The 23,807-nt window shown below is 63.2% G+C and carries 23 protein-coding genes; 14 read left to right on the plus strand and 9 right to left on the minus strand.

Annotated elements, in window-relative coordinates:
• Positions 1-51 precede the first annotated feature (51 nt).
• The 6 genes from PVZ78_RS02245 to gatC all read right to left on the minus strand — a co-directional run bounded on the left by PVZ78_RS02245 (position 52) and on the right by gatC (position 5,260).
• The gene (locus PVZ78_RS02245) at positions 52-432 is read right to left on the minus strand and encodes a carboxymuconolactone decarboxylase family protein (protein ID WP_025806411.1); all 381 of its coding nucleotides are present in this window, start codon (positions 430-432) and stop codon (positions 52-54) included.
• On the minus strand, positions 429-1,502 hold the full coding sequence (locus PVZ78_RS02250) for a calcium/sodium antiporter (protein WP_273828175.1): 1,074 nt from the start codon (positions 1,500-1,502) through the stop codon (positions 429-431). The genes PVZ78_RS02245 and PVZ78_RS02250 overlap by 4 nt, the downstream gene beginning before the upstream one ends.
• A 41-nt stretch (positions 1,503-1,543) precedes the next feature.
• Positions 1,544-1,915: a septal ring lytic transglycosylase RlpA family protein gene (locus tag PVZ78_RS02255; protein ID WP_009046986.1), complete on the minus strand. Its 372-nt coding sequence runs from the start codon at positions 1,913-1,915 to the stop codon at positions 1,544-1,546.
• Positions 1,916-2,048: 133 nt separating this feature from the next.
• Positions 2,049-3,494, minus strand: a complete 1,446-nt coding sequence (gene gatB / locus PVZ78_RS02260) for an Asp-tRNA(Asn)/Glu-tRNA(Gln) amidotransferase subunit GatB (protein WP_025806413.1) — start codon at positions 3,492-3,494, stop codon at positions 2,049-2,051.
• Between the two features lie 10 nt (positions 3,495-3,504).
• Positions 3,505-4,956 (minus strand): Asp-tRNA(Asn)/Glu-tRNA(Gln) amidotransferase subunit GatA, encoded by a 1,452-nt coding sequence (gene gatA / locus PVZ78_RS02265; RefSeq protein WP_053277460.1) that lies wholly within the window; start codon positions 4,954-4,956, stop codon positions 3,505-3,507.
• A 16-nt stretch (positions 4,957-4,972) separates the two neighbouring features.
• Entirely contained in the window at positions 4,973-5,260 is a 288-nt protein-coding gene (gene gatC / locus PVZ78_RS02270) for an Asp-tRNA(Asn)/Glu-tRNA(Gln) amidotransferase subunit GatC (RefSeq protein ID WP_009042181.1), read from the minus strand.
• A 210-nt stretch (positions 5,261-5,470) separates the two neighbouring features.
• Here gatC and mreB point away from each other — a divergent pair, with 210 nt between their 5' ends.
• The 8 genes from mreB (at position 5,471) to tldD (ending at position 16,647) form a co-directional block, all read left to right on the plus strand.
• Complete coding sequence (mreB, locus tag PVZ78_RS02275; protein ID WP_002555108.1) at positions 5,471-6,508, plus strand: rod shape-determining protein MreB; 1,038 nt, start codon at positions 5,471-5,473, stop codon at positions 6,506-6,508.
• 141 nt (positions 6,509-6,649) lie between these two features.
• Positions 6,650-7,768: a rod shape-determining protein MreC gene (gene mreC / locus PVZ78_RS02280; RefSeq protein WP_080684153.1), complete on the plus strand. Its 1,119-nt coding sequence runs from the start codon at positions 6,650-6,652 to the stop codon at positions 7,766-7,768.
• Positions 7,768-8,244 (plus strand): rod shape-determining protein MreD, encoded by a 477-nt coding sequence (gene mreD / locus PVZ78_RS02285; protein WP_009042183.1) that lies wholly within the window; start codon positions 7,768-7,770, stop codon positions 8,242-8,244. Before mreC ends, mreD begins: the two co-directional genes overlap by 1 nt.
• A 43-nt stretch (positions 8,245-8,287) precedes the next feature.
• Positions 8,288-8,887: a Maf family protein gene (locus PVZ78_RS02290; RefSeq protein ID WP_053268213.1), complete on the plus strand. Its 600-nt coding sequence runs from the start codon at positions 8,288-8,290 to the stop codon at positions 8,885-8,887.
• A 57-nt stretch (positions 8,888-8,944) separates the two neighbouring features.
• Entirely contained in the window at positions 8,945-10,402 is a 1,458-nt protein-coding gene (rng, locus tag PVZ78_RS02295) for a ribonuclease G (protein WP_007929907.1), read from the plus strand.
• Positions 10,403-10,475: 73 nt separating this feature from the next.
• The gene (locus tag PVZ78_RS02300) at positions 10,476-14,279 is read left to right on the plus strand and encodes a YhdP family protein (protein ID WP_273828173.1); all 3,804 of its coding nucleotides are present in this window, start codon (positions 10,476-10,478) and stop codon (positions 14,277-14,279) included.
• Positions 14,280-14,337: 58 nt separating this feature from the next.
• On the plus strand, positions 14,338-15,177 hold the full coding sequence (locus tag PVZ78_RS02305; protein WP_257374911.1) for a carbon-nitrogen hydrolase family protein: 840 nt from the start codon (positions 14,338-14,340) through the stop codon (positions 15,175-15,177).
• A 27-nt stretch (positions 15,178-15,204) separates the two neighbouring features.
• On the plus strand, positions 15,205-16,647 hold the full coding sequence (tldD, locus tag PVZ78_RS02310; RefSeq protein WP_007929903.1) for a metalloprotease TldD: 1,443 nt from the start codon (positions 15,205-15,207) through the stop codon (positions 16,645-16,647).
• A 48-nt stretch (positions 16,648-16,695) separates the two neighbouring features.
• Here tldD and yjgA read toward each other — a convergent pair whose 3' ends face one another.
• Complete coding sequence (yjgA, locus tag PVZ78_RS02315) at positions 16,696-17,217, minus strand: ribosome biogenesis factor YjgA (RefSeq protein ID WP_009046993.1); 522 nt, start codon at positions 17,215-17,217, stop codon at positions 16,696-16,698.
• A 108-nt stretch (positions 17,218-17,325) separates the two neighbouring features.
• Here yjgA and pmbA point away from each other — a divergent pair, with 108 nt between their 5' ends.
• The 6 genes from pmbA (at position 17,326) to PVZ78_RS02345 (ending at position 22,629) form a co-directional block, all read left to right on the plus strand.
• Positions 17,326-18,672 (plus strand): metalloprotease PmbA, encoded by a 1,347-nt coding sequence (gene pmbA / locus PVZ78_RS02320; RefSeq protein WP_009046994.1) that lies wholly within the window; start codon positions 17,326-17,328, stop codon positions 18,670-18,672.
• Positions 18,673-18,848: 176 nt separating this feature from the next.
• Positions 18,849-19,244 carry a hypothetical protein gene (locus PVZ78_RS02325; RefSeq protein ID WP_007929895.1) on the plus strand — a complete coding sequence of 132 codons (396 nt, stop codon included), beginning with the start codon at positions 18,849-18,851 and terminating at the stop codon, positions 19,242-19,244.
• The gene (locus PVZ78_RS02330; RefSeq protein WP_038630613.1) at positions 19,237-20,613 is read left to right on the plus strand and encodes a class II fumarate hydratase; all 1,377 of its coding nucleotides are present in this window, start codon (positions 19,237-19,239) and stop codon (positions 20,611-20,613) included. Before PVZ78_RS02325 ends, PVZ78_RS02330 begins: the two co-directional genes overlap by 8 nt.
• Positions 20,614-20,640: 27 nt before the next feature.
• Positions 20,641-21,090 carry a hypothetical protein gene (locus tag PVZ78_RS02335; RefSeq protein ID WP_009046996.1) on the plus strand — a complete coding sequence of 150 codons (450 nt, stop codon included), beginning with the start codon at positions 20,641-20,643 and terminating at the stop codon, positions 21,088-21,090.
• Between the two features lies 1 nt (position 21,091).
• Complete coding sequence (locus tag PVZ78_RS02340; RefSeq protein WP_009046997.1) at positions 21,092-21,703, plus strand: superoxide dismutase; 612 nt, start codon at positions 21,092-21,094, stop codon at positions 21,701-21,703.
• A 32-nt stretch (positions 21,704-21,735) separates the two neighbouring features.
• On the plus strand, positions 21,736-22,629 hold the full coding sequence (locus tag PVZ78_RS02345) for a ZIP family metal transporter (protein WP_198919759.1): 894 nt from the start codon (positions 21,736-21,738) through the stop codon (positions 22,627-22,629).
• 30 nt (positions 22,630-22,659) lie between these two features.
• Here the strand turns inward: PVZ78_RS02345 and PVZ78_RS02350 are convergent, their stop codons facing one another.
• Both PVZ78_RS02350 and rapZ read right to left on the minus strand, forming a co-directional pair.
• Complete coding sequence (locus PVZ78_RS02350; RefSeq protein WP_009046999.1) at positions 22,660-22,932, minus strand: HPr family phosphocarrier protein; 273 nt, start codon at positions 22,930-22,932, stop codon at positions 22,660-22,662.
• Between the two features lie 16 nt (positions 22,933-22,948).
• A complete protein-coding gene (gene rapZ, locus PVZ78_RS02355) occupies positions 22,949-23,806 on the minus strand; it encodes an RNase adapter RapZ (RefSeq protein WP_007929875.1) in 858 nt (285 codons plus the stop codon).
• Between the last annotated feature and the right edge of the window lies 1 nt (position 23,807).

Below are 23,807 nucleotides of genomic sequence, written 5' to 3' on the forward strand. Positions count from 1 at the left end.
TAGCGGTGTATCAGGCAGACCGCTATCGCGGGCAAGCCTCGCTCCTACAGATCACTCGGGTTTCTGGTAGGTGTCGATCACTTCCTGGGCGGCGCGGAACGCGTCGATCGCCGCCGGTACGCCGGCATACACCGCGCAATGCAGCAGCGCCTCGCGAATCTCTTCCACCGTGCAGCCGTTATTCAGGGCACCACGGACATGTCCCTTGAGTTCCTGCGGGCACTTGAGCGCGGTCAGGGCGGCGAGGGTGATCAGGCTGCGGGTTTTCAGCGGCAGGCCTTCGCGGTTCCAGACGCTGCCCCAGGCATGTTCGTTGACGAAGTCCTGCAGCGGCTGGCTGAACTCGGTGGCGTTGCCCAGGGCGCGATCGACGAAGGCATCGCCCATCACCTGGCGGCGCATCTCCACGCCCTGCTTTTTATTCTCGCTCATTGCGCTTCCCCTTTTTTATGTTGGCGGCGCCAGGCCCGCAGCGAACTGAACAGCAGGAACGCCACCAGCACTGGCAGGACGAAAAACAGCATCAAGTCTTCCAGCTTGCCGGCCAGCGGCATGCCGGTGGTGAAGGACACCACGTGCAGCCCATAGGCCAGGTACAGGCCGAGAAACAGCAGGCCTTCGGCGCGGGTGACCCGATAACCCGAATAGAACACCGGCAGGCACAACACGGCGACGCCGAGCATCACCGGCAGGTCGAAGTCCACGGCGTTGGGCGATACCGACAGGGGCGTGGGCGCCACCAGGGCGGTGAAACCCAGGACTCCCAGCAGGTTGAACAGGTTACTGCCGATGACGTTGCCCACGGCAATGTCGCGTTGGCCACGCAAGGCGGCGATCAGCGAGGTGGCCAGGGCCGGCAGGGAGGTGCCGACGGCAACTATGGTCAGGCCGATGATGCGCTCGGACAGCCCCAGGTCGGTGGCGACTTCCACCGCTGCTTCGACCAACAGGTGGCCGGCGAACACCAGCAGGAGCAGGCCGCCGATCATCCACGACAGGCTGCTCAGCCAGTGCGGGCGGGGCGCGTCGGGGGCTTGCTGGGACTGCGGGCGCGCCGAGTGCCGCGACTGGCGCAGCAACAACCCCAGGTAGAGGACCAGGGTGGCCAGCAGGATCAGGCCGTCGAGGGGTGTCAGTTCTTCGTTGTAGGCCAGGGCGAACACCAGCAGGCTGGCGAGGATCATCAACGGAATGTCCAGCCGCACCAGCTGGCGCGATACCCGCAGCGGGATGATCAGGGCGGACAGGCCGAGGGTTACCAGGATGTTGAAGATGCCGCTGCCGATCACGCTGCCGACGGCGATGTCGGTGTTTTCGGCCAGGGTGGCTTGCAGGCTGACGGCCATCTGCGGCGCGCTGCTGCCGAAGGCGACGATGCTCAGGCCGATGATCAGTGCCCGTACACGCAGGCGGGCGGCGAGGCGGACCGCGCCGCGTACCAGTAACTCGGCGCCGGCGACCAGCAGGACCAGGCCGCTGAACAATTGAAGGACGCTGAGCAGCGGTAAATCGGTTAATCCGAAAATGATCAGGGCTCCGTGGGTCAGTCGCTGATGGCTTGCACGCGCACCTTGGCGGTGCCGCTTCTGATCATACCCAACTGTTGCGCGGCGGCACGCGACAAATCGATCAGGCGGCCGCGGGTATGCGGGCCACGGTCGTTGATCCGGACCACGACGCTCTTGTCGTTATTGAGGTTGGTGACCTTGACGCGGGTGCCGAACGGCAGCTCGCGGTGCGCGGCGGTCATGCCGTGCTGGTTGAAGGGTTCGCCGCTGGCGGTGCGTTTGCCGTGGTGTTTGGCGCCGTAATAGGAGGCGACGCCGGTCTTGTCGTAACCCCGCGGGTCGATGACATGGCTGGCGCAGCCGGCCAGGAGAAAGAGCAGGGAGCAGGCAGCCAGTAGCGACTTCATAAAAGGGAGCCCTAAATGCAAATGCAGGAGCGGACTTGCTCGCGATAGCGTTGTGTTTGAGACAACGTATCGCCAGCAAGTTCGCTCCTGCACAGGGCGGCGCACTATCGAATGCCCGCCATCCACGCCGCTATCAGCCTTCGAGTTTGCTTTTCAGCAGTTCGTTGACCTGTTGCGGGTTGGCCTTGCCTTTGGAAGCCTTCATCGCCTGGCCGACGAAGAAGCCGAACATCTTGCCGCGCTTGGCTTCATCGGCGGCGCGATACTGTTCGACCTGCTCGGCGTTGGCCGCCAGCATTTCGTCCAGCACGGCGGAGATGGCGCCGGTGTCGGTAACCTGCTTGAGGCCGCGCTTGTCGATGATCTCGTCGGCCTGGCCTTCGCCATTGGCCATGGCTTCGAACACGGTCTTGGCGATCTTGCCGGAGATGGTGTTGTCCTTGATGCGCAGCAGCATGCCGCCCAGTTGTTCGGCCGAGACTGGCGCCTCGTCGATTTCCAGGCCCTGCTTGTTCAGCAGGCTGCCCAGCTCGACCATGACCCAGTTGGCCGCCAGCTTGGCGTCACCAGCGATCTTCACCACCTGCTCGAAGTAGTCCGCCTGCTCGCGGCTCGAAGCCAGCACGCTGGCGTCGTAGACCGACAGGCCGAACTGCTCCTGGAAGCGCTCGCGTTTCTGCGGTGGCAGTTCCGGCAGGGTGGCGCGTACCTGGTCGAGGAACGAGTCCTCGATGACCACTGGCAGCAGGTCCGGGTCGGGGAAGTAACGGTAGTCGTTGGCTTCTTCCTTGCTGCGCATCGGACGGGTCTCGTCCTTGTTCGGGTCGTACAGGCGAGTCTGCTGGATGACCTTGCCGCCGTCCTCGATCAGTTCGATCTGGCGCTGGACTTCCGAGTTGATGGCTTTCTCGATGAAGCGGAACGAGTTGACGTTCTTGATCTCGCAGCGAGTGCCGAACTCGGCCTGGCCTTTCGGGCGTACCGAGACGTTGCAGTCGCAACGCAGGGAGCCTTCGGCCATGTTGCCGTCGCAGATCCCCAGGTAACGCACCAGGGCGTGGATCGACTTGACGTAGGCCACGGCTTCCTTGGCGCTGCGCATGTCCGGCTCGGAAACGATTTCCAGCAGCGGGGTGCCGGCGCGGTTCAGGTCGATGCCGCTGGCGCCGCTGAACTCTTCGTGCAGGCTCTTGCCGGCGTCTTCTTCCAGGTGCGCGCGGGTGATGCCGACACGTTTGACCGTGCCGTCTTCCAGCGGGATGTCCAGGTGGCCCTTGCCAACGATCGGCAGTTCCATCTGGCTGATCTGGTAGCCCTTGGGCAGGTCGGGGTAGAAGTAGTTCTTGCGGGCGAACACGTTGTGCTGGCCGATCTCGGCGTCGATGGCCAGGCCGAACATGACTGCCATGCGCACTGCTTCCTGGTTCAGCACCGGCAGTACGCCGGGCATGCCCAGGTCTACCAGGCTGGCCTGGGTGTTGGGCTCGGCGCCGAAGGCGGTGGAGCTACCGGAGAAAATCTTCGATTTGGTGGTGAGCTGGGTGTGAATCTCCAGCCCGATCACGACTTCCCATTGCATGTGTTTCTCCTCAGAAGCCGGTTGGTGTGCGGGTGTGCCAGTCAGTGTGCAACTGATACTGGTGGGCAACGTTCAACAGACGGCCTTCCTGGAAATACGGGGCGAGCAGTTGCACGCCGACCGGCAAGCCGTCGACGAAGCCGGCGGGCATGGACAAGCCCGGCAGACCCGCGAGGTTGGCGGTGATGGTGTAAACGTCTTCCAGATACGCAGCGACCGGGTCGCTGCTCTTGTCGCCGATTTTCCAGGCCGGGTTCGGCGTGGTCGGGCCAAGGATGATGTCGACTTCATTAAAGGCAGCCATGAAGTCGTTCTTGATCAGGCGACGGATCTTCTGCGCCTTCAGGTAGTAGGCGTCGTAGTAACCGGCCGACAGGGCGTAGGCACCGACCATGATCCGGCGCTGCACCTCACTGCCGAAACCTTCGCCACGGGAACGCTTGTACAGGTCGGTGAGGTTCTTCGGATCTTCGCAGCGATAGCCGAACCGCACGCCGTCGAAGCGCGACAGGTTGGAGGAGGCTTCCGCCGGAGCGATCACGTAGTACGCCGGGATGGCGTGCTGCATGTTCGGCAGGCTGATTTCCTTGATCACCGCGCCGAGCTTTTCCAGCTCCTTGACGCTGTTGTGGATCAGCTCGGCGATGCGCGGGTCGAGGCCGGCGCTGAAGTATTCCTTGGGCACGCCGATGCGCAGGCCCTGCAGCGAGCCGTTGAGGCTGGCGCTGTAGTCCGGTACCGGTTCGTCGATGCTGGTGGAGTCCTGCGGGTCGAAGCCGGCCATGCCTTGCAGCAGGATCGCGCAGTCTTCGGCGGTGCGTGCCAGTGGGCCGCCCTGATCGAGACTGGAGGCGTAGGCGATCATGCCCCAGCGCGAAACGCGACCGTAGGTCGGCTTCAGGCCGGTGAGGTTGGTCAGCGCCGCCGGCTGGCGAATCGAGCCGCCGGTGTCGGTGCCGGTGGCGGCAGGCAGCAGGCGCGCGGCCACCGCGGCGGCCGAACCGCCGGACGAGCCGCCCGGAACGCGTTCCAGGTTCCACGGGTTTTTCGCCGCGCCGTAATAGCTGGTCTCGTTGCCCGAGCCCATGGCGAATTCGTCCATGTTGGTCTTGCCCAGGGTCACGGTCCCGGCAGCGGCCAGCTTGGCGACCACGGTGGCGTCGTAGGGCGCCTTGAAATTGTCGAGCATCTTCGAGCCGCAGCTGGTGCGGATGCCCTGGGTGCAGAACAGGTCCTTGTGGGCGATCGGCGCGCCGAGCAGGGCGCCGCTCTCACCGTTCGCGCGACGGGCGTCAGCGGCCTTGGCCTGCTGCAGCGCGAGATCTTCGGTGAGGCTGATGAAGCTGTTGAGCTGCGGGTCGAGCTGGGTGATACGCGCCAGCAGGGTCTTGGTCAGCTCTTCGGAGGAAAACTTCTTGTCGGCGAGTCCGCGGGCGATCTCAGCCAGAGTCATATGATGCATTGCAGGCTCTTTCCCTTTAGTCGATGACTTTCGGAACCAGGTACAGGCCGTTTTCGACCGCTGGTGCGATGGACTGATAGGCCTCGCGATGATTGGACTCGGTCACAACGTCTGCGCGCAGGCGCTGGCTGGCTTCCAGCGGGTGGGCCAGGGGCTCGATACCGTCGGTATCGACTGCCTGCATTGCATCCACCAGCCCGAGAATGCTGTTCAGGTCGGAGGTGATGTGTGGAAGATCGGCTTCATTGAGGCCAAGGCTGGCCAGATGAGCGATTTTTTCCACGTCGGAGCGTTCAAGCGCCATGGGATTCTCCAGTGGAAAACAGAACGGATCTCGTCCGTGTGTTAGATTGTCGGAACACTACCGCATTTCTACGGTCTTACGGCCGCGATTGTGGGGGTTGGTGCACAGAAAAGCAGTCAATTTAACATATTGGCGCCTTGCCCAAAATCCCTGTCGTTGTTAGAGTTTGCCGCACTTTTTTACCCACGCGTTGCCTAGGGTCCCTTTCCCATGTTCAAGAAACTGCGTGGCATGTTTTCCAGCGATCTTTCCATTGACCTGGGCACTGCCAACACCCTTATTTACGTGCGCGAGCGCGGTATTGTCCTGAATGAACCATCGGTTGTGGCCATTCGGACCCACGGTAATCAGAAAAGTGTTGTGGCTGTCGGTACCGAAGCCAAGCGCATGCTCGGTCGTACTCCGGGCAACATTGCTGCCATTCGTCCGATGAAGGACGGCGTGATCGCCGACTTCAGTGTCTGCGAAAAGATGCTGCAATACTTTATCAACAAGGTTCACGAAAACAGTTTTCTGCAGCCCAGCCCTCGTGTGCTGATCTGCGTTCCATGCAAGTCCACCCAGGTTGAACGTCGTGCCATCCGTGAATCGGCCCTCGGTGCCGGTGCCCGTGAAGTGTTCCTGATCGAGGAGCCGATGGCGGCCGCGATCGGTGCCGGCCTGCCGGTCGAAGAAGCCCGCGGTTCGATGGTCGTGGATATCGGTGGCGGTACCACCGAGATCGCCCTGATCTCCCTGAACGGTGTGGTGTACGCCGAATCCGTACGTGTCGGCGGCGACCGTTTCGACGAAGCGATCATCACCTACGTGCGTCGCAACTACGGCAGCCTGATCGGCGAGTCCACCGCCGAGCGCATCAAGCAGGAAATCGGTACTGCCTACCCGGGCGGCGAAGTCCGTGAAGTCGACGTTCGTGGCCGTAACCTGGCCGAAGGCGTGCCACGCGCATTCACCCTGAACTCCAATGAAGTGCTGGAAGCTCTGCAAGAGTCCCTGGCAACCATCGTTCAGGCCGTGAAAAGCGCGCTGGAGCAATCGCCTCCGGAACTGGCTTCGGACATCGCCGAGCGCGGTCTGGTGCTGACCGGTGGCGGCGCCCTGCTGCGTGACCTGGACAAGCTGCTGGCCCAGGAAACCGGTCTGCCGGTGATCGTCGCCGAAGACCCGCTGACCTGCGTAGCCCGCGGCGGTGGCCGTGCATTGGAAATGATGGACAAACACACCATGGACCTGCTCTCCAGCGAATAATCGCGCCGGGTGCATCCATGTGTTCCGCTCGCAGGCAGCACTTTGCAGTGCTGCCTGTTGGCGTTTATCTTCTGTCATTCTGCTCCAGGCCGGTTTGAAGCCGTATGAATAAAGAGAACATTTGCCTGGGAGGAGCGGCTTATTAAACCGCTTTTCGCCAAAGGCCCCTCATTGGGCGTACGCCTGTTGGTGCTGGTCGTGCTATCGGTCGCGCTGATGGTGGTCGATGCCCGCTTCACACTGCTCAAGCCAGTGCGTAGCCAAATGTCGCTGGTGCTGATGCAGTCCTACTGGATCACCGACCTGCCGCAACGGCTATGGCAGGGTGTGGCCAGTCAGTTTGGCAGCCGCACCGAGCTGGTCGCCGAAAACGAAAAACTCCAGACCGAAAACCTGTTGCTCCAGGGCCGCATGCAAAAGCTCGCCGCCTTGACCGAGCAGAACGTTCGCCTGCGTGAGTTGCTCAACTCTTCCGCGCTGGTCAACGAGAAGGTCGAAGTGGCCGAACTGATCGGCATGGACCCCAACCCCTTCACCCATCGCATCATCATCAACAAGGGTGAGCGCGACGGCGTGGTGCTCGGGCAACCGGTGCTCGACGCCCGTGGCCTGATGGGGCAGGTGGTCGAGCTGATGCCTTACACCTCTCGCGTGCTGCTGCTCACCGACACCACCCACAGCATTCCAGTCCAGGTAAACCGCAACGGTCTGCGGGCGATTGCCAGCGGTACCGGCAACCCGGAGCGCCTTGAACTGCGTCATGTGGCCGACACCGCGGACATCAAGGAAGGCGACCTGCTGGTCAGTTCCGGCCTGGGACAGCGTTTCCCGGCGGGTTACCCGGTAGCGACGGTCAAGGAGGTGATCCATGACTCCGGCCAGCCATTTGCCATAGTGCGCGCCGTGCCGACGGCCGCCTTGAACCGCAGCCGTTACCTGCTGCTGGTGTTCAGCGATAACCGCACCGCCGAAGAGCGTGCCAACGACGCCGCCCAGGCTCAGGAAGCGCAGGATCAGCAGGGCGGTGCGGTCACGCCAGTGATTCCGGCCACGGTGCCCAAGCCTGTCGTGCCCGCGACGCCAGCGGCCGCGACCGCTCCAGCTGCTCCGGCTGCTCCAGCCGTTGCCCCCGCGACACCCGCCGCCGCGACCCCGGTCAAGCCCGTGGCCCATCCGGCTCCGGTCAAGCCAGCCGTCACCAGATCCGCCGCGCCCAAGCCGCCTGCCGCGGCCCCGGCCTCCACGGGAGGAAGAGAATAATGTCCCGAAACGGCTGGATGGTCTGGCTGACCTTCGCCATCGGCATGCTGCTCAGCGTGTCCCCCTTGCCGCAATTCATGGAAATCCTGCGCCCGCTCTGGCTGGCCTTGCTGCTGGCGTTCTGGGCCCTGGCCCTGCCGCATAAGGTCGGCATGGTCACGGCCTGGTGCCTGGGGCTGGCCGAGGATGTGCTGTACGGCACATTGCTGGGGCAGAACGCGCTGATCCTGACCCTGATCACTTTTCTGGTGCTGTCGTTGCAACAACGCTTGCGCATGTTCCCGATGTGGCAGCAAAGCCTGGTGATCCTGGTGATCTTCGGCCTGGCGCAACTGGTCCAGCTGTGGCTCAGCGCCTTGACCGGCAACCGTCAACCGACCCTTGCGCTGGTTCTGCCGGCATTGGTCAGTGCCTTGCTCTGGCCTTGGGTCAGCTTCGGTTTGCGCGGGTTGCGCCGACGTTTCAAAATCAACTGATTCGGTCAGGCATTTGCCCGTACCTCGACAGGGAGATGTCTTGATGAAATCGCTTTACCTCGCCTCAGGCTCGCCCCGTCGACGCGAACTGCTCACGCAGATCGGCGTGCCTTTTACCGCCATCAGCGCGGATATCGACGAAACTCCTTTCCCCGATGAAAGCCCGGTGGCCTATGTCGAGCGCCTGGCGCGCGACAAGGCGGCGGCCGGGTATGCGCTGATCGCCGATGACCCGTCTGCGGCCTGTGTCCTGGGCGCAGACACCGCGGTGGTCCTGGATGGGCGAATTCTTGGCAAGCCCCTGGACCAGGCCGATGCGCAGTCGATGCTCATGGCCCTGTCGGATCGCGAACATGAAGTGCTGACCGCCATTGCCGTGCTCGATGGCCAGCGCTGCGAGTCGCGGGTGGTGCGCAGCCTGGTGCGCTTCCGGGCGATCGGCGATGACGAGGCAGCCCGCTACTGGGCCAGCGGCGAGCCCTGTGACAAGGCCGGCGGCTATGGCATCCAGGGGCTTGCGGCGATATTCGTGGCAGGGCTCAATGGCAGTTATTCCGCTGTCGTCGGCTTGCCGGTATGCGAAACCGCAGAACTACTTGGCCATTTCGGCATACCCTGTTGGCAAAACCTTGCAGTGCGCTAAGCGCCGTACCTGCTGATGCGGCCATCCATAGTGAATATGCCTGAACGAGACCCTGCCATGAGTGAAGAGATTCTGATCAACATCACGCCGATGGAGTCGCGCGTGGCGGTGGTCGAAAACGGTGTGCTGCAAGAAGTCCATGTCGAGCGTACCCAGCGTCGCGGAATTGTCGGCAATATCTATAAAGGCAAGGTGGTTCGGGTTCTGCCCGGCATGCAGGCGGCGTTCGTCGATATCGGCCTGGATCGCGCGGCGTTCATTCATGCATCGGAAATCTCCCTGCGCGAAGGGCCGGCGGTGGAAAGCATCGGCGCCCTGGTCCATGAAGGGCAGAGCCTGGTGGTGCAGGTGACCAAGGATCCGATCGGCTCCAAGGGCGCGCGCCTGACTACCCAGCTGTCGATCCCTTCGCGTTACCTGGTGTACATGCCGCGCACCGCCCATGTCGGCATCTCGCTGAAGATCGAGGACGAAGCGGAGCGTGAGCGCCTGAAACAGGTGGTCAGCGATTGCGTGGCCCAGGAAGGCATCAAGGAAGCCGGTGGTTTTATCCTGCGTACCGCCGCCGAGGGCGCGGGCGCCGACGAAATCATGATGGACATCCGTTACCTGCGCCGCCTGTGGGACCAGATCGGCGCGCAGATCAAGACCATCGGCGCCCCCAGCGTCATTTACGAAGACCTGGGCCTGGCCCTGCGGACGCTGCGCGACCTGGTCAGCCCGAAGATCGAGAAGATCCGCATCGACTCCCGGGAAACCTTCCAGAAAACCACGCAGTTCGTCGCCGAACTGATGCCGGAAATCGCCGATCGCCTGGAACACTATCCGGGCGAGCGGCCGATCTTCGACCTGTATGGCGTCGAAGACGAAATCCAGAAAGCCCTGGAGCGCAAGGTGCCGCTCAAGTCCGGTGGTTACCTGGTGGTCGACCCGGCGGAAGCCATGAGCACCATCGACGTCAACACCGGGGCTTTCGTCGGTCACCGCAACCTCGAAGAAACCATCTTCAAGACCAATCTCGAAGCGGCGACCGCCATTGCCCGCCAGCTGCGCCTGCGCAATCTGGGCGGGATCATCATCATCGACTTCATCGACATGGAGGATGAAGAACACCAGCGCCAGGTGCTGCGCACCCTGGAAAAACAGCTGGAGCGCGATCATGCCAAGACCAACATCATCGGCATCACCGAGCTGGGCCTGGTGCAGATGACCCGCAAGCGTACCCGGGAGAGCCTGGAGCAGGTGCTGTGCGAACCCTGCAGCAGCTGCCAGGGCCGCGGCAAGCTGAAAACCCCGGAGACCATCTGCTACGAAATCTTCCGGGAAATCCTGCGGGAGGCGCGGGCCTATCAGGCCGAAGGTTATCGGGTCCTGGCGAACCAGAAAGTGGTCGACCGGCTGCTTGACGAAGAGTCGGGCAACGTCGCGGAACTGGAGGCCTTTATCGGCCGGACCATCCGTTTTCAGGTCGAAACCATGTATTCCCAGGAACAATACGACGTGGTGCTGCTCTGAGTCCGCGTACCTTACATTTACCGGATACAGCTGGCCTCGTTGTGCATGACTCTTGCCACGGGGGCCAACTGACATGGAGCGTCTGATGCGCTTTCTCGCTGCTCTGACCCGCTGGGGGCTGGGGCTTTGTGCATTGCTGCTGGTGCTGACGGCCTTGTACGTCAGCCTGGGTCGGGAACTGACCCCGCTGGTGGCTGAATATCAGGCCGAGGTCCAGGCCAAGGCTCAGGAAGCCCTGGGCATGCCGGTGCAGGTCGGCCGGCTGGAAGGCAGCTGGAGCGGTTTTTCGCCGATCCTGCTGGCCCGCGACGTGATAGTCGGCGAGGGCGCCAATGCCTTGCGCCTGGATCAGGTGCGGGTGGCGCCCGATCTGCCCGGCAGCGCCCTGGCGCGCCAGCTGCGGATCAAGCATCTTGAGTTCAGTGGCCTCAACCTGAGCCTGAAGGAAGGTCCGGATGGGCGCTGGGCGCTCGAAGGCCTGCCGGTGCGGGATAACCAGCCTATCGACCCCGAGCAGTTGCTCAACCGCATGCAGATGGTCAGTGAGCTGTCGGTGCTCGACAGTCAGGTGACCCTGCAACCGCTCGACCATCCCGCGATCGCCTTGACCTACGTTGGCCTCAATCTGCGTGCCGGCCCCAGCCGTCAACGCCTGGATGCGCGCCTGACCCTGCCGGACGGCCAGCCTCTGGCGGTCAGCTTGCGCACGCGAATCCGCGCCAGCGCCTGGCGCGAAGGGCAGGTCGACGCTTACCTGAGCCTGCCACAAAGCAACTGGGCGAAATGGCTACCGCCGCACGTGACCCAGCAGTGGAAGTTCTCCGAGCTCAAGGCCGGTGGCGATTTCTGGCTCAGCTGGGGCGATGGTTTATTGCAGAGCCTGGTCGCGCGCCTGAATGCACCGCAGGTCAGCGGGGCCTATGACGAGCGCAAACCAATCACCGTGAAGAACCTGGCGCTCAATGCCTATTTCCAGCGCAACGACCAGGGCCTCAGCGTCGCCTTCGACTCGCTGGCCATGAACATCGGCGAGACGCGCTGGGAGTCCCGCCTGCAGTTGCAACAGACCGGTACCGTCAACAGTGCCGAAGAGCTCTGGCACTTGCAGGCCGACCGCCTCGACCTGACGCCGCTCACGCCGGTCCTGGATGCCTGGGCGCCGTTGCCGGAAAAGGTCGCGACCATCATCGACAACCTCAAGGTCACGGGCGCGCTGCGCAACATCCTGTTCGACTTCCGGCCGCAGGTCAGCGGCGATCAGCGCCTGAGTTTTGCTGCCAACCTGGAACAGGTCGGGTTTAACGCCTATCACGGCGCGCCGGCGGCCCGTAACGTCAGCGGCAGCATCAGCGGCGACCTGGGGCAGGGCGAGTTGCGCATGGACAGCAAGGACTTTGCCTTGCACCTGGACCCGATCTTCGCCAAGCCCTGGCAGTACCTCCAGGCCAATGCCCGGCTGACCTGGAAGCTCGACCAGCAGGGTTTCACCCTGATCGCGCCGTACCTCAAGGTCCTGGGCGAGGAGGGCAAGATCGCCGGCGACTTCCTGATCCGCCTGCATTTCGACCACACCCAGGAAGACTATATGGACCTGCGGGTCGGCCTGGTCGATGGCGACGGTCGTTATACTGCCAAGTACCTGCCCGAAGTGCTCAGCCCGGCCCTGGACGAATGGCTGCGCACGGCGATCCTCAAGGGCGCGGTGGATGAAGGTTTCTTCCAGTACCAGGGTTCGCTGAACCATGGCGCGGCCGACACCGCGCGCAGCATCAGCCTGTTCTTCAAGGTGCACGATGCCGAGCTGGCCTTCCAGCCGGGCTGGCCGCATATCGGCAAGGTCAGCGGCGATGTGTTCATCGAGGACAGCGGTGTGCGCATCCTGGCCAGCAAGGGCCAGTTGCTCGACACCCAGGTGAGCGACGTCTACGTCAATATTCCCCATGTACCCGCGGGGCAAAGCACCCATATGTTCATCGACGGCGAGTTCGCCGGCGGCCTGGGTGATGGTCTGAAAATTCTTCAGGAAGCGCCGATCGGCACGGGCCCGACCTTTGCCGGCTGGCAGGGCGAGGGCGACCTGCAGGGCAAGCTGAAGCTGGATATCCCGCTGGTCAAGGGCGAAGAGCCGAAGGTGCTGGTGGACTTCAAGACCAACAAGGCACGGCTCAAGTTGAGCGAACCGGAGTTGGAGTTGAGCCAGCTCAAGGGCGATTTCCGTTTCGACAGCAGCAAAGGCTTGAGCGGCCAGGGCATCAGCGCCCAGGCCTTCGAGCGCCCGGTGACCGCGCAGATCTTTGCCGATGGCCGTCCCGGCAAGCTCGATACCCGGGTCGTCGCCAAGGGCCAGGTGTCGGTCAATAAGCTCACGGAGTGGCTGAAATACAACCAGCCGTTGCCGGTTTCCGGCGATATTCCCTACCAGCTGCAGCTCAACCTCGACGGTGCGGACAGCCAACTGATGGTCAGTTCCAGCCTCAAGGGGGTTGCCGTCGACTTGCCCGCGCCTTTCGGCATAGCGGCCAGCCAGGGGCGTGACAGTGTATTGCGCATGACCTTGCAGGGCGCCGAGCGGCGTTACTGGTTCGATTACGGCGATCTGGCCAACTTTACTTTCGCTGCGCCGAGCGGCAATTTTGCCGATGGCCGTGGCGAGTTGTTCCTCGGCGAGGGCGACGCCGTGTTGCCGGGGGGCAAGGGCCTGCGGGTGCGCGGTGTGCTGTCGGAACTGGATGTGGAGCCGTGGAAGGCGCTGGTCGATCGCTATGCCGGGCAGGACGCGGGCGGTAGCGCCAAGCAACTGCTCAGTGGCGCCGACTTCCGGGTCGGCAAGCTCAGCGGTTTTGGCACAACCCTGGATGAGGCCCGTGTGCAGTTGACGCGCAAGCCATCCTCCTGGGCCCTGCAGCTCGACAGCCAGCAGGCCAAGGGCAACGTGGCGATTCCCGATGCCAAGGCCGCGCCGATGGCGGTCAATCTGCAGTACGTGCGCCTGCCAGCCGCCGATCCGACGGTGCAGGCCGACGAGAACGCACCGGACCCGCTGGCCTCGGTCGACCCGAAGAAAGTCCCGGCGCTGGATCTCTCGATCAATCAGCTGTACCAGGGCAACGACCTGATCGGCGCCTGGTCGCTGAAAGTGCGCCCGACCGCCAAGGGCATGGCCTTCAACAGCCTCGACCTGGGCCTCAAGGGCATGGTCCTGCAAGGCGCCGGCGGCTGGGAAGGCGAACCCGGCGCGGCCACCAGCTGGTACAAGGGCCGCCTGGGCGGCAAGAACCTGGCGGACGTGCTCAAGGGCTGGGGCTTTGCGCCGACCGTGACCAGCGAAGAATTCCATATGGATGTGGACGGGCGCTGGCCCGGGTCGCCGGCCTGGGTCGGGCTCAAGCGGTTCTCGGGCAGCCTGGATGCGACCCTGCGCAAAGGCCAGTTCGTGGAAGTCGAAGGCGGGGCACAGGCCCTGCGGGTCTTCGGCCTGCTGAACTTCAACTCCATCGGCCGGCGCCTGCGCCTGGACTTCTCCGACCTGTTCGGCAAGGGCCTGAGCTACGACCGGGTCAAGGGTTTGCTGGTGGCCAGCAACGGCGTCTACGTGACCCGCGAACCCATCACCCTGACCGGGCCGTCGAGCAACCTGGAACTCAATGGCACCCTGGACCTGGTGGCCGACCAGGTGGATTCGAAGCTGCTGGTGACGCTGCCGGTGACCAACAACCTGCCGATCGCCGCGCTGATCGTCGGTGCGCCGGCGGTCGGCGGGGCGCTGTTCCTGATCGACAAGCTGATCGGCGACCGGGTGTCGCGCTTCGCCAGCGTCCAGTACAGCGTCAAGGGGCCCTGGAAGGACCCGAAAATCACCTTCGACAAGCCTTTTTGAAAAACCGCGGCCCGGGTCTATGGAGTAGCATGGCCACATATCCAACCTGGAGTGCGCCATGTCTCTCGCGGTGATTCAAATGGTCAGCCAGAGCGACGTGCTGGCTAATTTGCAGCAGGCGCGCAGCCTGCTGGAACAGGCGGCTGCCGGCGGTGCGCGGCTGGCCGTACTGCCAGAGAACTTCGCCGCCATGGGACGCCGCGACGCGGCGGCCATCGGTCGTGCCGAGGCCCAGGGCGAAGGTCCGATCCTGCCCTGGTTGAAACAGACCGCCCGCGACCTCAAGTTATGGATAGTGGCCGGCACCTTGCCGCTGCCCCCGGTGGACCAGCCGGAGGCCAAGGCCCGTGCCTGTTCGCTGTTGATCGACGAGCACGGCGAGCAAGTGGCGCGCTACGACAAGCTGCATCTGTTCGACGTGGACGTGGCCGACAATCGCGGCCGTTACCGGGAGTCGGATGACTATGCTCATGGAGAGCAGGTGGTGGTGGCGGATACGCCGGTGGGCCGGGTTGGCCTGACCGTGTGCTACGACCTGCGTTTCCCCGAGCTGTACAGCGAATTGCGAGCCGCCGGGGCGGAACTGATCAGCGCTCCTTCGGCGTTCACCGCCGTGACCGGCGCGGCGCATTGGGATGTACTGATCCGTGCCCGGGCCATCGAAACCCAGTGTTACCTGCTGGCGGCGGCGCAGGGCGGCATTCATCCGGGACCCCGGGAGACCTTCGGCCATGCGGCCATCGTCGACCCCTGGGGCCGGGTGCTGGCGCAACAGGATCAAGACGAGGCCGTGCTGCTGGCCGAGCGCGACAGCAGCGAACAGGCGTCCATCCGGGCGCGCATGCCGGTGGCCAGTCACCGGCGCTTTTTCTCGCAAGGCGCGCAGCGACTTGCTTAAGAACGACGAATTTAAGGCGTAAAGCATATGAGCGGGTTGTTATCTTCAGTCAGTGAACACCTTCTGGCGCCCGGCGGCGTGACCCTGGAAAGCCTGCAGGGCGTGCTCGGCGATCTGGCCGGCCCGGGCATCGATGCCGCCGACCTGTATTTCCAGGGGCAGATTTCCGAGTCCTGGTCGCTGGAAGACGGCATCGTCAAGGAAGGCAGCTTCAATCTGGACCAGGGCGTTGGCGTGCGGGCGCAGTCGGGTGAGAAAACCGGCTTTGCCTACAGCAATGCCATCACCCTCGAAGCGCTTGGCCTGGCTGCCCGGGCCGCGCGCTCGATTTCCCGTGCCGGGCAGAACGGCACCGTGCAGGCCTTTACCACCCAGGACGTGGCCCAGCTGTATGCGCCGGACAACCCCCTGGAAGTCATCAGCCGCGCGGAAAAGGTCGAGCTGCTCAAGCGTGTCGACGCCGCGACCCGCGCTCTAGACCCACGCATCCAGCAGGTCAGCGTCAGCATGGCCGGGGTCTGGGAGCGCATTCTCGTAGCCTCCACCGACGGTGGCCTGGCGGCGGATGTGCGGCCTTTGGTGCGCTTCAACGTCAGCGTAATCGTCGAGCAGAACGGCCGCCGCGAGCGTGGCGGTCATGGCGGCGGCGGGCGCACCGATTACCGTTATTTCCTCAGTGAGGACCGCGCCATGGGTTACGCCCGTGAGGCTTTGCGTCAGGCACTGGTCAACCTGGAAGCCATCCCTGCGCCAGCTGGCACTCTGCCGGTGGTACTGGGTTCCGGCTGGTCCGGCGTGCTGTTGCACGAAGCGGTGGGTCACGGCCTGGAAGGCGATTTCAACCGCAAGGGCAGCTCGGCCTACAGTGGGCGCATGGGCGAGATGGTGGCCTCGAAACTCTGCACCATCGTTGACGATGGCACCCTGGCCGGGCGGCGTGGTTCGCTGAGCATCGACGACGAAGGCACCCCGACCGAGTGCACTACCCTGATCGAGAACGGTGTGCTCAAGGGCTATATGCAGGACAAGCTCAATGCCCGCCTGATGGGCGTGGCCCGCACCGGCAACGGTCGCCGCGAATCCTATGCGCACCTGCCGATGCCGCGCATGACCAACACCTACATGCTGGGTGGCGAAAGCGATCCGGCGGAAATCATCGCCTCGGTGAAAAAAGGTATCTACTGCGCCAACCTGGGTGGCGGTCAGGTGGACATCACCAGTGGCAAGTTCGTGTTCTCCACCAGTGAGGCGTATCTGATCGAAGACGGCAAGATCACCGCGCCGGTCAAAGGCGCGACCCTGATCGGCAACGGGCCGGAAGCCATGAGCCGGGTGTCGATGGTCGGTAACGACCTGGCGCTGGACAGTGGCGTGGGGACATGTGGCAAGGATGGGCAGTCGGTGCCGGTGGGTGTCGGCCAGCCGACCTTGAAGATCGATGCGATCACCGTGGGTGGCACGGGCGCTTGAGGCGTGAAGCGGCGGGTGAGTTGCAGGGCAACCCACCCGGATCGAGGCTCAGCGCAGGCCGCGTTGAGTCTCGTCCAGCTCGCGGATGTATTTGAAGATTTTACGGCTGGAGGCAGGCGGCTTGTTATGGGCCACCTCATGCTGGGCCTGACGAATCAGGGAGCGCAACTGCTGACGATCCGCTTCCGGATAGTCAGCGACGAACTTCTCCAGGACCGCGTCATCGCCGGCGATCAAGCGATCGCGCCAGCGCTCCAGGCCATGGAAACGTTCGTTGTACTGGCGAGTCGAGGCGTCGAGCTGGTCCAGCAGCACCAGGATCGCGCTGGTGTCCTGATCGCGCATCAGCTTGCCGATGAATTGCAGGTGGCGTTTACGCGCGATATGGGCGACATGCTTGGGCGCATCCGCCAAGGCCCGGCGCAGGGCGTCGGTCAACGGCAGTTTGTTCAGCAAGTCGGGCTTGAGTGTTGTAAGGCGCTCGCCGAGGTCAACCAGAGCATGCAGCTCGCGTTTGACCTGGGATTTGCTTTTCTCCCCATCGAGGGAGTCGTCGTAAGAATCAACCATGGTGGCAGTCCGCAAAGAAACGCCGCCATGATAACCAGTCGGGGGCCGCTTGTCCGGCCCGGTCGCTCGAAGGCCTTAACCGAAAGCAGAATTTGAGTGGAGAAAACCATGAGTGCAGCACAAAGCGTCGGCCCGCAGGCTTTGCCGGCACTGCAGGAACAAGTCGAGCAGATCATCGCCGAGGCCAAGCGCCAGGGCGCCAGTGCCTGCGAAGTGGCGGTTTCTCTGGAGCAGGGCCTGTCGACTTCGGTTCGCCAGCGGGAAGTGGAAACCGTCGAATTCAATCGCGACCAGGGTTTTGGCATCACGCTCTACGTCGGTCAGCGCAAGGGCTCGGCCAGCACTTCGGCCAGTGGTCCCGAGGCGATTCGCGAAACCGTTGCCGCGGCCCTGGCCATCGCCAAGCACACCTCGGAAGACGAAAGCTCGGGGCTGGCCGATGCCGCGCTGATGGCCCGGGACGTGCCGGACTTCGACCTGTTTCACGCTTGGGACATTACCCCGGAGCAAGCCATCGAACGGGCACTGGCCTGTGAAGCCGCGGCCTTTGCCGCCGACAGCCGGATCAAGAACGCCGACGGCACTACCCTGAGCACCCACCAGGGCTGCCGTGTGTACGGCAACAGCCACGGTTTTATCGGCGGTTACGCCTCGACCCGACACAGCTTGAGCTGCGTGATGATCGCCGAGGCCGACGGCCAGATGCAGCGTGACTACTGGTATGACGTCAATCGCCAGGGCCATCTGCTGACGGACCCGGTGACCATCGGCCAGCGCGCCGCGCAACGGGCCGCGAGTCGTCTGGGCGCGCGCCCGGTACCGACCTGCGAAGTGCCGGTGCTGTTTTCCGCGGAACTGGCTGGTGGATTGTTCGGCAGTTTCCTGGGGGCGATTTCCGGCGGCAACCTGTACCGCAAGTCGTCCTTCCTCGAGGGCGCGCTGGGACAGCGGCTGTTCCCCGAGTGGCTGACCATCGATGAGCGTCCGCACTTGATGCGCGCCCTGGGCAGCTCGGCCTTCGATGGCGATGGCCTGGCTACCTACGCCAAGCCTTTCGTCGAGAACGGCGAACTGGTGTCCTACGTTCTGGGGACTTATTCCGGGCGCAAGCTCGGCCTGCCCAGCACCGCCAACGCCGGTGGCGTGCACAACCTGTTCGTGACCCATGGCGAGGAAGACCAGGCGGCCTTGCTGCGCCGCATGGGCCGGGGCCTGCTGGTCACCGAGCTGATGGGCCACGGGCTGAACATGGTCACCGGCGATTACTCTCGGGGCGCGGCCGGTTTCTGGGTCGAAAATGGAGAAATCCAGTTCGCTGTCCAGGAAGTGACCATTGCCGGCAACATGCGCGACATGTTCAAGCAGATCATCGCCGTGGGTAACGATCTGGAGCTGCGCAGCAACATCCGCACCGGTTCGGTATTGATCGAACGCATGACGGTCGCCGGCAGCTAAATCGCAGCAGCGGCAACGAAAGCGCGCGTCCCGTCCGGGGGCGCGCGCTTTTTTATTGCCCGGCTTTTGAACACTGACCAACCCTAGCCACCTGTGCAGGGCTCGCTTGGTCTCGAGCTTGTTTTGATTCTCAATATCATATAATAATAAATCTCATTATCGAATGAGCCCAGGTCATGAGTTCTGCCTTGCACGAGCAGCCTTACCTCGAAAGCTGGCGCTGGATGAGCCGCCAGATCCGTTGTGCCCTCGATCCGGACGAGCCGCGCCTGATCGAGCATTACCTGGCTGAAGGGCGCTACCTGGCGTGTTGCACCGCCACCTCGCCCTGGCTGATCGCCGAAACCTCATTTCGCCTGTTGCTCGATACCGCTACCGATACCGCGCTGCCCTGGCATTGGCGCAGCCAGTGCCTGGACCAGGCCTGGCGTCCGTTGCGTGACCTGGAACGCCTGTCTTTCTGCAAATGCCGGCTCAAGCGCTGGCAAAGCCATGCCTGGCAACTGGCGACCTGCTCGTTGCTGCCATCCATTCCCCTTATCGAACTGGTGCAAGGATTTCCCGATGAGTAATACCCGTATCGAACGCGACAGCATGGGCGAGCTGCATGTTCCGGAGCAGGCGCTGTATGGCGCACAGACCCAGCGTGCAGTGGATAACTTTCCCATCAGCCACCAGCGCATGCCGGCGCAGTTCATCCGCGCGCTGATCCTGGCCAAGGCGGCCGCGGCCAAGGCCAACGTCGAACTCAAGCAACTGAGCGAATCCCAGGGCAAGGCCATAGTCGATGCCGCCCAGGGCCTGCTGGAAGGCGATTTCATGCAGCACTTCCCGGTGGATATCTTCCAGACCGGGTCCGGCACCAGTTCCAACATGAACGCCAACGAAGTCATCGCCACCCTGGCCAGCCGTCTGCTCGGCGAGCCGGTCAACCCCAACGACCATGTGAACTGCGGGCAGAGCAGCAACGACATCATCCCGACCACTATTCACGTCAGCGCCGCGCTGGGCTTGCATGAACAACTGCTGCCGGCGCTGGTGCATCTGGTACAGGTCATCGAACGCAAGGCGGTCGAGGTCCATCCGTTCATCAAGACCGGTCGCACTCACCTGATGGACGCGATGCCAGTGCGCATGAGCCAGGTGCTGGAAGGGTGGGCGCAGCAGCTCAAGGCCAATATCGGTCATCTGCAGGATCTGCTGCCGAGCCTGCAATCCCTGGCCCAGGGCGGTACCGCGGTGGGCACCGGGATCAACGCCCACCCGCAGTTCGCCGTGGGTTTCAGCCGGCAACTGAGCAGCCTGACCCAGGTGCAGTTCACGCCGGGCAAGAACCTGTTTGCCCTGATCGGTTCCCAGGACACCGCGGTGGCGGTCTCGGGCCAGCTCAAGGCCATCGCGGTCACCTTGATGAAGATCGCCAACGACCTGCGCTGGATGAACTCCGGGCCTCTGGCCGGCCTCGGCGAGATCGAGCTGGAAGGGTTGCAACCGGGTTCCTCGATCATGCCGGGCAAGGTCAACCCGGTGATTCCGGAAGCCACGGCGATGGTGGCGGCCCAGGTGATCGGCAACGACACCACGATCACGGTGGCGGGGCAGTCGGGCAACTTCGAGCTGAACGTCATGCTGCCGATCATCGCCCAGAACCTGTTGAGCAGCATCGAGCTGCTGGCCAACTCCAGCCGCCTGCTGGCGGACAAGGCGATTGCCAGCTTCAAGGTCAACGAGCCCAAGCTCAAGGAGGCGCTGTCGCGCAACCCGATCCTGGTCACGGCGCTCAACCCGATCATCGGTTACCAGAAGGCCGCTGAAATCGCCAAGACCGCCTACAAGCAGGGGCGCCCGGTAATCGACGTCGCCCTTGAACACACTGATCTGTCACGCAGCCAGCTGGAGATCCTGCTCGACCCGGAAAAACTCACCGCGGGCGGCGTGTAAATCCCGACATTGCTTTGGAGGTTCACCATGGAGCACTGGAAACGCACGATCGAAAGGGCAAACCGTTTCTTCATGCAGGGCGACCTGGTGGACGCCCGTGAGTATTACTTGCAGGCCCTGGCCCTGGCGCAGGTGTTGTTCGAGCGCTGGAGCGATGCCGATGAAGCGGTCGCGGCCTGTGTCATCTCCCATCACAACCTGGCGGACCTGCACCTGCGCCTGAACCAGCCGGAGGAGAGCGCGGAATACCTCTGCGCCATCCATCAGCGGCTGTTGCAGACCATGCAGGACAACCGCCTGGCGCCAGCGCTGCGGGAAGCTGCGTTGCGCCAGAGCAGCAAGACCTACGTCGAGTTGCTCAACTTCATCAGTGAGTACGGTGAATACCCCCGTACGCATCGCCTGCTGGAGCGCAATGTCGCGCAATCGACTTCCGGCGCCGCGACCCCGAATGCCCCTCATTACGGAGCACATTGATATGTCCTTTACCTTGCCTGCATTGCCCTACGCCTACGACGCCCTGGAACCGCACATCGACGCGCAGACCATGGAGATTCACTACACCAAGCATCACCAGACCTATATCAACAACCTCAACGCGGCCGTGGAAGGCACTGAATGGGCCGACTGGTCGGTGGAAAGACTGGTGGCCGGGGTCCAGCAGTTGCCGGAGAAGCTGCGGGCGGCGGTCATCAACCAGGGCGGTGGCCATGCCAACCATTCGTTGTTCTGGGCAGTGATGGCGCCAACTGGCGGAGGCAAGCCGGACGGTGCGCTGGCCAAGGCAATCGATGAGCAGTTGGGTGGTTTCGAGCGCTTCAAGGAAGCCTTCACCAAGGCCGCGCTCACCCGTTTCGGCAGCGGTTGGGCCTGGCTCAGCGTGACCCCGCAAAAGACCCTGGTGGTCGAGAGCAGCGGTAACCAGGACAGCCCGTTGATGAATGGCAATACCCCGATTCTCGGTCTGGACGTGTGGGAGCACGCGTATTACCTGCGTTACCAGAACCGGCGGCCGGAATACATCAATGCGTTCTACAACGTGATCAATTGGCCTGAAGTAGCCCAGCGCTATCAGGCCGCACTGGTTTGAGCCCCCACCGATAAAAAGACCTAAGGCTGACTATGGGCACTGAAACACTGACGATCAGCAGCGGGCGGATGTTTCGTTACGCGTTCGGTTCGCTGTTGCTGTTGGCGGGTACTGCATTGCTGGTTGCCCAGGGCTTGTCCTGGCTGGAGCTGGAACCGCGCTTGTTGCGTGCGTTGCAGGGCGGGGCGGTGTGTGCCCTGGGAACCGCGCTGGGGGCAGTGCCGGTGCTGGTCATTCGCAAGATGCCGCTGGCGCTGAGTGACACCCTGTTGGGATTCGGCGCCGGGGTGATGCTGGCGGCCACGGCCTTTTCGCTGATCGTGCCCGGGATCGCCGCGGCGGAAAAACTCGGGTTGTCGCCCTGGGCTTCGAGCGGCCTGATCAGCTTCGGCATCATGCTCGGTGCCTTGGGGTTGTTTCTAGTGGATCGCAAGGTGTCGGGGGGCAGCCCGGAGAAACTGATGGGCACCCTTGAGCACCCGGTCATCCCGCCGCGAATCTGGCTGTTTGTGTTTGCCATCATCGCCCACAACATTCCCGAGGGAATGGCCGTGGGCGTTTCCGCGGGTGGCGGTATGCCGGAGGCGGATAGCCTGGCCATGGGCATCGCCTTGCAGGATGTACCGGAAGGCCTGGTGATTGCTCTGGTGCTGGCTGGCGCCGGCATGTCCCGGGTCAAGGCATTCCTGATCGGTGCCGCTTCGGGCCTGGTGGAGCCGGTGTTCGCCTTGCTTTGTGCGTGGCTGGTGAGCCTGGCCGAGATGCTGTTGCCGCTCGGGTTGGCGTTGGCGGCGGGGGCCATGCTGCTGGTGGTGGCCCACGAAGTGATCCCCGAATCACGACGCAACGGTCATGAAAAGCTGGCGAGCCTGGGCTTGTGTGTCGGCTTTTGCCTGATGATGGTCATGGATACGGCACTCGCCTGAGTGCCTTTCGGCGGGCTTGCCCCGCCGACCTTACTCGCCTTCGTCGAAGAAGTTATTGATCAGTGCCACCAGCGCTTCCAGCGCCTCCTGCTCCTGTTCGCCTTCGGTCTTCAGATGAATCTTGGTGCCTTTGCCGGCGGCCAGCATCATCATCGCCATGATGCTCTTGCCGTCGACCATCGACTCCGGCGTTCTCCCTGCACGGATCTGGCAAGGAAACTGACCGGCCACGCCGACGAACTTTGCCGAGGCACGGGCATGCAGACCCAGTTTGTTGATGATTTCAATTTCCAGAGCAGGCATCGCGGGGTAGATCCTTTCAGCTAAGGTCGCGGTGGCGAACCTGGACGTTCTTCAGGGACTTTTGCAGGACTTGGCCCAAGCGTTCGGTCAGGTAGACCGAGCGATGGTGGCCGCCCGTACAGCCAATGGCAATAGTGACGTAGGCGCGGTTGCTGGCGGCAAAGCGTGGCAACCATTTCAGCAGGTAGCTGGAGATGTCCTGGAACATTTCCTCGACGTCCGGCTGGGCGGCCAGGTATTCGGCAACCGGCTGGTCGAGCCCGGACTGGGCGCGCAACTCGGGCTTCCAGTACGGGTTGGGCAGGCAGCGCACATCGAACACCAGGTCGGCGTCGACCGGCATGCCACGCTTGAATCCGAAAGACTCCACCAGGAAGGCGGTGCCCGGTTCCGGCTGGTTCAACAGGCGCAACTTGATGGTATCGCGCAGTTGGTACAGGTTCAGGTTGGTGGTGTTGACCTTGAGGTCGGCGAGGTCGGCAATCGGACCCAGCAGGTGGCTTTCGTCTTGAATCGCCTCGGCCAGCGAGCGATTGTTGCTGCTCAAGGGGTGGCGACGGCGGGTTTCGGAAAAGCGCTTGAGCAGGGTTTCTTCGTCAGCGTCCAGGTACAGCACATCGCACTGGATATGCCGGCTGCGTACTTCCTCGAGCAGTTCGGGAAAGCGCGACAAGTGGCTTGGCAGGTTGCGGGCGTCGATCGACACGGCGACCAGTGGCTGCGTCAGCTCGGTATGGATCAGCGCTCGCTCGGCCAATTCGGGCAACAGCCCGGCCGGCAGGTTGTCGATGCAGTAATAGCCATTGTCCTCGAGTACATCGAGGGCGGTGCTTTTACCCGAGCCGGACCGGCCGCTGACGATGATCAAACGCATG

The organism is Pseudomonas sp. SBT1-2, from assembly GCF_028640875.1.
In the GTDB taxonomy this organism is placed as follows: domain Bacteria; phylum Pseudomonadota; class Gammaproteobacteria; order Pseudomonadales; family Pseudomonadaceae; genus Aquipseudomonas; species Aquipseudomonas chlororaphis_I.